9 protein-coding genes are annotated in these 11072 nt (G+C 51.3%); 3 read left to right on the top strand and 6 right to left on the bottom strand.

Annotated elements, in window-relative coordinates:
- Positions 1-88: 88 nt before the first annotated feature.
- On the top strand, positions 89-1129 hold the full coding sequence (locus Q4A89_RS10990) for a 6-bladed beta-propeller (RefSeq protein WP_303185518.1): 1041 nt from the start codon (positions 89-91) through the stop codon (positions 1127-1129).
- A 30-nt stretch (positions 1130-1159) separates the two neighbouring features.
- Here Q4A89_RS10990 and rseP read toward each other — a convergent pair whose 3' ends face one another.
- The 6 genes from rseP to Q4A89_RS11020 form a co-directional block, all read right to left on the bottom strand.
- Positions 1160-2479, bottom strand: coding sequence for an RIP metalloprotease RseP (gene rseP, locus Q4A89_RS10995; RefSeq protein WP_303185519.1), 1320 nt, complete (start codon positions 2477-2479; stop codon positions 1160-1162).
- 102 nt (positions 2480-2581) lie between these two features.
- Positions 2582-3736, bottom strand: a complete 1155-nt coding sequence (locus Q4A89_RS11000) for a 1-deoxy-D-xylulose-5-phosphate reductoisomerase (protein ID WP_303185520.1) — start codon at positions 3734-3736, stop codon at positions 2582-2584.
- Positions 3737-3738: 2 nt separating this feature from the next.
- Entirely contained in the window at positions 3739-4617 is an 879-nt protein-coding gene (locus tag Q4A89_RS11005; protein WP_124751219.1) for a M23 family metallopeptidase, read from the bottom strand.
- Positions 4618-4621: 4 nt separating this feature from the next.
- Positions 4622-5143: a ribosome maturation factor RimM gene (gene rimM / locus Q4A89_RS11010; protein WP_303185521.1), complete on the bottom strand. Its 522-nt coding sequence runs from the start codon at positions 5141-5143 to the stop codon at positions 4622-4624.
- Between the two features lie 17 nt (positions 5144-5160).
- Positions 5161-6465, bottom strand: coding sequence for a UDP-N-acetylglucosamine 1-carboxyvinyltransferase (gene murA / locus Q4A89_RS11015; protein WP_303185522.1), 1305 nt, complete (start codon positions 6463-6465; stop codon positions 5161-5163).
- Positions 6462-7070 (bottom strand): DUF4290 domain-containing protein, encoded by a 609-nt coding sequence (locus Q4A89_RS11020; protein WP_303185523.1) that lies wholly within the window; start codon positions 7068-7070, stop codon positions 6462-6464. Before Q4A89_RS11020 ends, murA begins: the two co-directional genes overlap by 4 nt.
- 218 nt (positions 7071-7288) lie before the next feature.
- Between Q4A89_RS11020 and Q4A89_RS11025 the strand changes: the two genes are divergently transcribed.
- Both Q4A89_RS11025 and Q4A89_RS11030 read left to right on the top strand, forming a co-directional pair.
- Positions 7289-8830: a phosphomethylpyrimidine synthase ThiC gene (locus tag Q4A89_RS11025; protein ID WP_303185524.1), complete on the top strand. Its 1542-nt coding sequence runs from the start codon at positions 7289-7291 to the stop codon at positions 8828-8830.
- Positions 8831-8848: 18 nt separating this feature from the next.
- Positions 8849-10969, top strand: coding sequence for a Tex family protein (locus Q4A89_RS11030; RefSeq protein WP_303185525.1), 2121 nt, complete (start codon positions 8849-8851; stop codon positions 10967-10969).
- The last annotated feature ends 103 nt before the right edge of the window (positions 10970-11072 follow it).

Raw genomic sequence — 11072 nt, forward strand, 5'->3', positions numbered from 1 at the left:
ATTCCTTAAGATGAAGGAACACTTCCTTAAGGTCAAGGATTGTCTCCTTATGATAGAGAATAAAAGAAGTTTTTAAATAAATCGTACGATGAAGATCGCATATTGGGTGGTGTTTTTGGGGATTGCTTCGTGTGTGAACCGGAGCGTGGTATCGGTAGAGGAAACGGGCGAAGCCTCTCTTTCGGAGATTGCGGAACATGTGGTAGCTATTCCGCTGGAGACGAATGAACGGTGCCGGATGGGGCACGTAGATGCGGTGAAACGTGCCGGGAACGAATTCTTTATGCTCAGCAACCGGAAGCTTTATCGTTTCGATCGTGAAGGGCGGTTTCTCAGCCGCATCGCTTCGGACGAGGACGGACGCGATTCAGCCATCCGCGATTTTGCGGTAGATCCGCAGCGCAGACAGGTCGTGGCCATCGACACGTGTGGGAATGCGCTGTTTTTTACATACGACGGGGCTCTGATTCGTCGCAAAGCTCTTGCCGACAAGCCGTGGCAGAGCCTGCTGAAGATCGCGTATCACGACGGACACTTTTGGGCAACGACCGAGCAATGCGCTACCTCGGCTTCGGGCGAGGAGACGAAAATTGAGAAATGGCTCTACCGGCTCGATGCGTCGTTTGAGGTGATGCAGGGCACACGGCTGTGCGACGTCGATTTAAAACGTTTTCACCTGAGCAGTCATTTTGAGCCTGAGTTGTGCGTATCCCCAGACGGACTGTATGCCTATACGGCTTCGTATGAGCCGGAGAAGTTGTTGGCCGACACGCTCGCCCTGATCGAGGGCAATGGACTGAAAAAGATATTGCATGCCTCGACCGACCATCCTGTCCCCATGCTTCCGTTTCGCCTCGGACAACGTTTTCTGGTGGCAGCTAACGGAGAAAACGGAGACGAAAGCCGTTACATCTTTTGCTACGATCGATTCGAACAACGTGCATTTCGTCTCAAAAACGGTTTTACGGACGACTTTTTTCAGACAGGCCAAGTACCCGATTTGCAGGCGATCGATGTGTACTGCAACGAGTTTTGCTATTGTCGTTCGGGGCAAGCCGTCTCTCGCTTATGCCCCGAACGCGCGGCAACAGATAATCCGGTGTTATTCGTGGTGCGCCTGAAAGCATGAAAAGCATCGTTTCCCTTACCTCTTTCCGTGTTAACGGGAGAAATAACGGAAGATATCGTTGCCGTTGGCGTAAATAAGCAGTCCGAAGAGAAGGATCATTCCGGCAATCTGCGCGTATTCGAGGAACTTTTCGCTCGGTTTGCGTCGCGTCACCACCTCGTAGATCAGGAACATGATATGTCCGCCGTCGAGCGCGGGGATGGGAAGAATATTCATAAACGCCAGAATGATACTCAGGAAAGCCGTTCGCATCCAGAACACCTGCCAGTTCCATTCGGCCGGGAAAAGACTGCCGAGCGTCCCGAAGCCGCCAAGCGAAGAAGCGCCCTCTTTCGTAAAGACATATTTCATATCGCTTACGTAGCCTTTCAATGTCGTGATACCGAGATTCACCCCGGCCGGGAACGACGAAAAGAAGCTGTACCGCACCGTGGTCATCTCATAAAGCGAAGCCGGCATTTTCAGATGAACGCCGATGCGACCGAGCGAATCGACCGGTATGGTTAGCATCATCTCCGCGCCGTCACGCACGACGCCGATACGCACTGTCTGTCCGCGATACGCATACAGCGCTTCTCTTGCTTCGAGCGACATGACCGTCAGAGAATCACCGACCGACACGACACGGTCGCCCGCCCATACTCCGGCCTCCTTCGCCGACGAAGCCACCACTTCATCAATGACCATCGGGAAGCGATAGTTCGCAAATCCGTCTTTATTCCGAAGCATCCGTTGCATCATATCGGTCGGGAGCGTGATCGTCACTTCCTGTCCGTCGCGGAGTACGGTTACCGACCGGGCATTGATCACCTGACGGAAGCTATGCTCGTCGAGGCGTAGCAGCTCTTCGCCGTCGGCACGGAGAAGAATGTCGCCGTCTTTGAAACCGACTTCCTTGAACGTTGCGCTGTAATACATGCCGTCCGTCGCATTTTTGAGCGGCAGGTACGTATCTCCCCACGCAAAAAGCACCATCGAATAGATGAAGAGCGCCAGCAGGAAATTAAATAGTACGCCGCCGATCATGATCAGCAGGCGCTGTGCCGACGATTTGGAACGGAATTCCCACGGTTGCGGCGGCTGCGCCATCTGCTCTTTGTCCATCGACTCGTCAATCATTCCGGCAATCTTGCAGTATCCGCCGAGCGGTAACCACCCGAGACCATATTCCGTATCGCTGTTTTTAGGTTTGAATTTGAAGATCGAAAACCACGGGTCGAAAAAGAGGTAAAATTTGTCGACACGTACTTTAAAGAGCCGTGCAAAGAGAAAATGCCCGAACTCATGTACTAATACGAGAATCGATAAACTTAAAATCAGCTGTAAGGCTTTAATCAAAAATATTTCCATAAAGTCTATTCCTTAATTTATTTGTTTTTTTGTTTGTCCAATCGATGTCAGCAGGCAGATACCAGAGGTTTCTACCCGAGCTTTTTTGACTACCTGACATTTTCACCTGTTTAAAAACTCCGCTGCAATCCGTCGCGCTTCGGCATCGGTTTGTACATAATCCTCATACGTCGGTCGGGCAACGAATGTCGCTTGCTCCATCGTTCGGGCGATTACGTCGCTCATTTGCAGAAACCCTGTCCGTTCTTCGAGAAAAGCGGCTACGGCCACTTCGTTGGCCGCGTTGAGAATACATGGCATATTCCCGCCTTTACGGATGGCCTCGAAGGCATACGCCAGATTACGGAAACGCTTCATATCGGGCTCTTCGAATGTGAGCGAGGCGTACTGCCGGAAGTCCAGTCGCGGTGCCGGGCTTTTCAGTCGCTTCGGATACGACAGTGCGTACGCGATGGGCAACTTCATATCAGGCAATCCTAATTGTGCCAATACCGCACCGTCTTCGAACTGTACCATCGAATGAATGATCGACTGCGGATGCACCACGACTTCGATCTGCTCGGGTTGAAGCCCAAACAGCCATCGCGCCTCGATCATCTCAAAGCCTTTGTTCATCATTGAGGCCGAGTCGATCGTTACCTTGGCCCCCATGTCCCAATTGGGATGACGGAGAGCTTGTGCCTTTGTGACAGTCGTCAGTTCGTCGAGCGTTTTTGTGCGGAACGGTCCTCCCGAAGCCGTCAGCCATATTTTTTCCAGCGAATTGTCCCACGTTCCGGAGAGACACTGGAAGATGGCCGAGTGCTCCGAGTCGACCGGCAATATCGGTACGTTCTTCTCCTTGGCAAGTGTCATAATCAGTTCGCCTGCAACGACGAGGGTTTCCTTATTGGCCAGTGCGATGGCTTTCCCTGCTTCGAGCGCGGCGATCGTCGGACGCAAGCCCGCGTAACCAACCATGGCCGTAAGCACCATATCGATTGGTTCCATCTGTACGACTTGCGCAATGGCGTCGGCACCTCCCCACACCTTCACGGGCAGGTCGGCAAGCGCCTCTTTTAATTGCGGGTAATACTGTTCGTCGGCAATCACGACGACTTCGGGCATGAAACGCCGTGCCTGACGGATCAGCAAATCGACCTGCTGATGAGCGGTGAGCGCATACACCTCAAACTCGTCGGGATGTTCGCTGACGACTTCAAGCGCCTGCGTTCCGATCGAGCCGGTCGATCCTAATATAGCGAGTCTTCTTTTCATTTTCAAAATGCGATATATTCTTCGGGATTGACGGAAGCGCCTTTGTACCACAACTCGAAATGCAGGTGAGGGCCGGTAGACAGTTCGCCTGTATTGCCTACCAGCGCAATGGCTTCGCCGGCCACGACATATTGTCCGATCTCCTTCAGCAGGGAGTGATTATGTTTATAGACCGAGATGAATCCGTTCCGGTGCTGCAACGTGATCACATTGCCGAATTCCGTATCGTAGCCTGTGTAAATCACTGTGCCGTCGAGTGTGGCCAGGACGCTTTCCTTTGGTCCGGCTACGAGATCTACCCCATAATGACGATTCTCCAGATCGTAATGTGCCGAGATGGTCCCGTTCACCGGCTTATAGAAAAATACGTTGTCGGTCAGACGAGGCGTATTGCTGAAAGCCGTGAGGTTGTATTTCTCTTCCTGCTCGTAGTGTTTGATGAATTCTTCTTCCGTCTTCGAACGGGGTATATTGTAATCGGCCTTGATAAACGCGGCCGAATCTGTGGCGTGCACCGAGTCAATGGTCATCGTTCCGCTCATAATGGCCGTGACATTTCTCAGGTAGAGCGACTGTTTTCTTAACGCGGCATCTAACGAGTCGGCGCGAATCGCGCTCTGCACAATCGCTTGACGCACCTCGGCATCCAGATAGCCGGGCAAATAGTTCCGTATGGGAGTCGTGATGATGATTAACGACGTGATCGTAATCATGAAAAGCGCGAAAAGGCAGACGGCCGAGAAAAACCACAATTGCGATACGCGGCAGTTCCATACTTCTTCCAGCGTCGATTCATTAATGAAAGACAGCTTATATTTAAAACGAACCTTTTTCCAGAACGACTTCTTTTTGTTCTTTAGTTCTTTTTTCTTTTTGCTCATAACGTTAATTCAAATCTAAAATCCCTTCCGGCAGCGATACGATCATGCGTTTGCCTTGCTCATCGATGGAACAAATCATCTCTTCGGCCATCGGAATCAATCGTTCTTTGCCCTGATCATCGACACGGAACACAATATTGGCTGTGGATTCGTCTACATCGGCTACCGTCCCGATTTCGCCCAATACTTTGTCGGTTAACATATAACCGATAAAACGCGTCCATGATTCGTTACCATCATCTTCCGGCAATAAATCGGCAGGATAATAAACCATTCGGTTGGTAAATTTCTTCGCTGTGGTTTCATCGTTTACTCCCTCCAGCTTCACCAACAGAGACGATGTACTTTTTGATCGGAACGATTCGACAAAAAACGGCACCCAAATACCGTCCATCTCACAGACCACATACGGGTCGTCTGCGTCTTCAAATAGCCCGTTGTAATTTGTAACGAATGTCAGTTCGCCTTTAATACCGTGCGGTTTGGCAAACTGTCCGATTGTTGCGATATCTTCTTTTCGTATCATGCGTCCACTTTCGTCCCTTAAATTCTCGTAATGCAAGCACCAAGCTTGTTCAGCCGTTTGTCGATTTGCTCATACCCCCGGTCGATCTGTTCGATGTTGTCGATACGGCTCGTCCCTTCGGCGCTCATGGCGGCAATCAGCAGTGCGATACCGGCGCGAATGTCGGGCGAAGCCATTCTCGCACCGCGCAGTTTGAACCGGTTCCCCAGTCCGATGACGGTTGCCCGATGAGGATCGCACAAAATGATTTGCGCGCCCATATCGATCAGTTTATCGACAAAGAACAGGCGGCTTTCAAACATCTTCTGATGGATCAGCACGCTGCCAGTAGCTTGTGTGGCTACGACGAGCAAGACACTCAGCAAGTCGGGTGTCAATCCCGGCCACGGGGCGTCGGCGATCGTCATAATCGATCCGTCGATAAACGTATCTATTTCATAACGACCGTGCGCGGGTACGCGTATATCGTCTCCTTCCTGTTCTATTCGGATGCCTAACCGACGAAAAGAGGCGGGAATAATACCCAAATGGTCAAAGCCGGTGTTTCGGATCAACAAACCGGAACCGGTCATCGCGGCCATGCCGATGAAACTGCCAACCTCGATCATATCCGGCAAGATCGTATGCGTGGTTCCTTTCAGTGAAGAGACCCCTTCGATTGTCAGCAGGTTGGAACCGATTCCTGAAATTCGCGCGCCCATGCGATTCAGCATCGCCGAGAGTTGTTGAATATACGGTTCACAAGCCGCATTATAAATGGTTGTGACTCCTTCAGCCAGAACGGACGCCATCAAAATATTGGCCGTACCGGTCAGAGAGGCTTCGTCGAGCAGCATATAGGCGCCACGTAGCTTTTCGGCACGAATATCGGTCAGTTGTCCGGTTCTGTCGTAACAGATGTTCGCACCTAACTTGCGAAAACCGAGCAGGTGCGTATCGAGTCGTCGTCGCCCGATCTTGTCGCCGCCGACATGAGGTAGGAGCGCGCGTCCGAAACGTGCCAGCAATGGCCCGGTCATCATTACAGACCCCCGCAACGATGCTGCACGCTGCATGAATTCGTCCGTTTCGATATAAGTTAAATCAATTGTATCTGCTTGAAATATATAGGTGTGCGTAGCAGGTTGTTCTACCTTTACTCCCATATCGCGCAACAACCGTATCAGGTTGCGGATATCAAGAATATCGGGAACGTTACGTATTTCTACTTTCTCGGATGTCATCAGTACGGCACAAATCACTTGCAAGGCTTCGTTTTTCGCACCTTGAGGCGTTATTTCGCCTTGTAATTTGTGTCCTCCCTCTATGACAAACGAACTCATCGGTTTTTTCGAAACTGCTTTTTGCTCTGATTCTGCGGACGACTCTGGGCTTGTACGACCTCGCGGTTGTCAATCAGTTTGTAGTTTTCTTCGTTCAGAACGATTAAATCGTCCGATAATTCGGCCAAGTCGCTGAGGATTTTCCGATCCGTTACCGTGTCTTTGTTCCAGATGATAAACGTCTTTTTCATGTGATTGGCCAGCATTCTGACCAGGACGTCTTTTTCCGGACTGTTTTCTTTCTCCGTCGTTTTCCGGATCATCTGTTCCAATATCTTCCCGTAATGACGGTAGCGGATGCGAGAATCGCCGTACGGCAAGCGGGGAGGACGGCTATACAGATTTTCTTTTTTGATTATTTCGTACGGATAGTCCACGTCGAGTTTAAAATCGGACATAATGGCTAAATGATCCCACAGAATATGTTTGAAATCGTTGACATCTCTCAGATGCGGAAACAGATTGCCCATGATGCTGATGATCGCATTGGCGCATCGGTTACGTTCTTCCCGATCTTCAATCGTTACGCAATGATCGACCATGTTTTGAATATGACGTCCGTATTCAGGCAACGCCAGTCGTTTCTCTGTCGTGTTATATTTCATTTTAATATTGAATATGATAATGTGGCGGCAAAAGTAGCTATTTTTCGCGGATAAAAAGCATGTAAGTCGTTTAATATTCGTGCAAATATTTGTATAAAAGTAAATATTTTTCTTGGATAACGCCTGTTTCTATCGGAACTTTTATATTTTCTGCTTATTTTTGTCTCGTCAAAAAAATAATCATCCATACATAACATAAAACAAAAGCAAATATGGCGATGAGCACAAAGCATACAGCCCCTTTTGCGGGCAAAGTTTATATTTCCGGCAAGATCGACAAAGTTCATGTCGGGATGAAGCAAGTCCAGCTGTCCGACACGATTGTGGTCGATGCAGAGGGTGCGCAGACGGTCAAACCGAATAATCCGGTCACGCTTTACGATACGTCCGGTCCGTATTCCGATCCGCGGTATATTCCGTATATGGCTAAAGGGATACCGCGCATACGGGAAGAATGGTACGGACGCCGGAAAGATATTGTGATTCGGGAAGGAAAGGTGTCTCCGGGCCCGAAGAAGAAAGGTGCATTTCCGACGACAAGGCCTGTTTTTCGTGCCCGGAACGAGAGACAGATCACACAGATGAGCTACGCTAAGAAGCGTGTCATCACCCCGGAGATGGAATATGTGGCGATCCGCGAAAATCAGCAGGTCGAAGCGTTAGGTTTGAAGTCATACATCACGCCCGATTTTGTGCGCAGGGAAGTGGCTTCGGGACGTGCCATTATCCCGGCAAATATCAATCATCCGGAGGCCGAACCGATGATTATCGGACAACGTTTCCTCGTAAAAATCAATATGAACTTCATCTCTTCGGGCGAAGGTTATGAAGGGGACACGATGCGGATGATCGAATGTTGTCGTTTGGGTGCCGATATTCTGACGGATTTGTCCGATACGGCCGACAGCAAGCAAAACCGCGACTGGTTGTTGCGCAACTGCCCCGTACCGATCTGCACCAGCCCGCTGCATGAGGCGTTGGCACATGCCGGAGGAGAACCGGCCGACATTACGTGGCCGCTTTTCCGCGATACATTGATCAAACAGATGGAACAGGGAGTCGATATTGTCGCAATCCATGCGGCCATGCACCGTAAGCACCTGGATCTGGCCGAGAATCGTTTGACACATCTCGCTTCGCGAAGCGGATCGATTCTGCATTGCTGGATGAAAGCGCACAAACAGGAAAATTTCCTTTATACGTATTTCGATGAGATTTGCGAAATCCTCCGGACCTACGACGCCGTGCTGTCTATCGGTAGCGGACTGCGTCCGGGCTCTATCTATGACGCCAATGATCGGGCACAGTTTGCCGAACTGTCCGAAATGCGTGACCTGACCGAAAGAGCCTGGAAGCAATATGTGCAAACCATGACCGAGGGGCCGGGACACGTGCCGATGAACAAAATCGAAGCGAATGTAAAGGAGCAGTTGTATATCTGCAAAGGCGCTCCATTCTTCACACCGGGCATGAAGACAACCGATATCGCCGGTAAGTACGATTACATCGCCTCGGCTATCGGTAGCGCGCAGGTAGCTTGGTACGGAGCGTCGCTTATCGGCGGAAGCATGCGGCAGGAATACCGGGAGCGGCCGACGGGTGAAGAGGTACAAGCCAGCATTATCGCTCATAAGATTGCCGCACATGCCGCCGATCTGGCCAAGGGACATCCCGGAGCGCAGGTGCGCGACAATGCGCTCGGTAAGGCTCGCAAAGAAGGTCGTATGGACGATGTTTACGCCCTTTCTTTCGGTTGGTAAGGCCCTTGTGACGTACGTATGCATACGATTATTTCGGCACGGATTGCCGAGAAACTACAGATCGGCGAGCGGCAGGTAGAAAACACCTTGCAGCTGCTCGACGACGGCGCAACGATTCCTTTTATCAGTCGTTATCGAAAGGAGCGAACCGGCGGACTGGACGAGATGCAGATCGCCGGTATTTCCGCTGAATACAAACGCCTGCTCGATCTCCAGAAACGCAAGGAAACGATCGTGGCCAGTATCGAAGAGCAGGACGAAATGACGGACGAGCTGCGGCAAAAGATCGAAACAACGTGGTCGGCAACAGAGCTTGAAGACATTTATCTGCCGTTTAAGCCGAAGCGTCGTACGCGTGCACAGATGGCTCGCGAAAAAGGGCTTGAACCGCTGGCTAAAATGGTGATGAGCCGTCGAAACAATGTGGAAACTGCCGCTCTGCGCTTCGTGACGGATGAAGTGCCGACGGTTGATGACGCGCTGGCCGGCGCGCGTGATATTATCGCGGAGTGGATAAACGAATATCCTGCCGCGCGGAACGCGGTGCGTTCTGTTTTCGCACGCGAAGCCGTGATATCGAGTCGTGTCGTCAAAGGGAAAGAAGCGGAAGGCGATAAATATCGTGACTATTTCGAATGGAGCGAACCGTTGCGACGTATCTCGTCGCACCGACTGCTGGCCATCCGTCGCGGCGAGGCCGAAGGCATCCTGCGTGTCGATATCTCGCCCGACGAAGCGCATGCACTCGAACGGTTGCACAGGATGTACGGATGTGCTGCCGGTTCCGGCAGCGAACAGGTGCGCATGGCTGCCGACGACAGTTATAAACGCCTGTTAAAACCTTCGATCGAAACAGAGTTTGCGGCATCGAGCAAAGAAAAAGCTGATCTGGAAGCGATTCGCATCTTCGAGGAGAACTTGCGCCAGCTTCTGCTGTCGCCTCCGCTCGGACAGAAGCGTGTCATGGGAATCGACCCGGGCTTTCGTACCGGATGTAAAGTCGTCTGTCTCGACCGGCAAGGCAATTTGTTGCATAACGAAACGATTTACCCGCATCCGCCGAAGAATGACCGGACGGGTGCGATGAAGAAAATCGCTCATTTGGTCGAGCAATTCGATATTCAAGCGATCGCGGTCGGTAACGGAACTGCCGGACGGGAGACGGAACAATTGGTGCAAACTATACGGTACGACCGGAAGGTGCAGGTGTTCAGCGTCAGCGAAAACGGGGCAAGTATTTATTCGGCTTCGAAAATCGCACGCGAGGAATTTCCCGACTACGACGTGACGGTGCGCGGGGCCGTGTCATTGGCGCGCCGGCTGATGGATCCGCTCGCGGAGTTGGTGAAGATCGATCCGAAATCGATCGGGGTAGGGCAGTACCAGCACGATGTGAACCAGAAGGCCTTGAAACTGTCGCTCGATCAGACCGTCGAGATGTGTGTGAACAAGGTCGGAGTGAACGTGAATACGGCAAGCCGTCATCTGCTGACGTATGTGTCGGGTATCGGTGCAACGCTTGCACAAAACATCGTGGATTACCGTGCCGAGCACGGAGCGTTTCGTTCGCGCAAAGCGTTGATGAAAGTACCTAAAATGGGTACCAAATCGTTCGAACAGAGTGCAGGGTTTCTGCGGATCGACGGGGCGGAGAATCCGTTGGACAACTCGGCCGTACATCCCGAAAGTTATGGCGTAGTCGAGCAGATGGCTGCCGACTTGCATTGCCGTGTCGACGATCTGCTGGCCGACGAGTCATTACGTAAGAAAATCGAACTCGATCATTATGTTACGGACACGGTCGGCCTGCCGACGCTCCTCGACATCATGACCGAGCTTGGCAAACCCGGACGCGATCCCCGCGAAACGATCCGCGTCTTTGAGTTCGACCCGAACGTAAAAACCATCCACGATCTGCGGCCGGGGATGGTGCTGCCCGGCATTGTGACGAATATGACGAAATTCGGCGCTTTTGTCGATGTCGGCATCAAGGAAAACGGCCTTGTACATGTTTCGCAAATGGCCGATCGTTTCGTCAGCGACCCGACGGAAGTCGTCTCACTCCATCAGCATGTATCCGTCAAAGTAATCGAAGTTGACGAAGCACGCAAGCGAGTCGGGCTAAGTTTGCTGATATAAGCCGGAAACCGCATCGATGATTCCGATCAATCTGCATAGAGATTGATTCGCCGTAAATTGTTTGGTTAAAAATGGTTTTGTGATTTGTTTGCCACAAATTGAT

The organism is Tannerella sp., assembly GCF_030528505.1.
GTDB lineage: Bacteria > Bacteroidota > Bacteroidia > Bacteroidales > Tannerellaceae > Tannerella.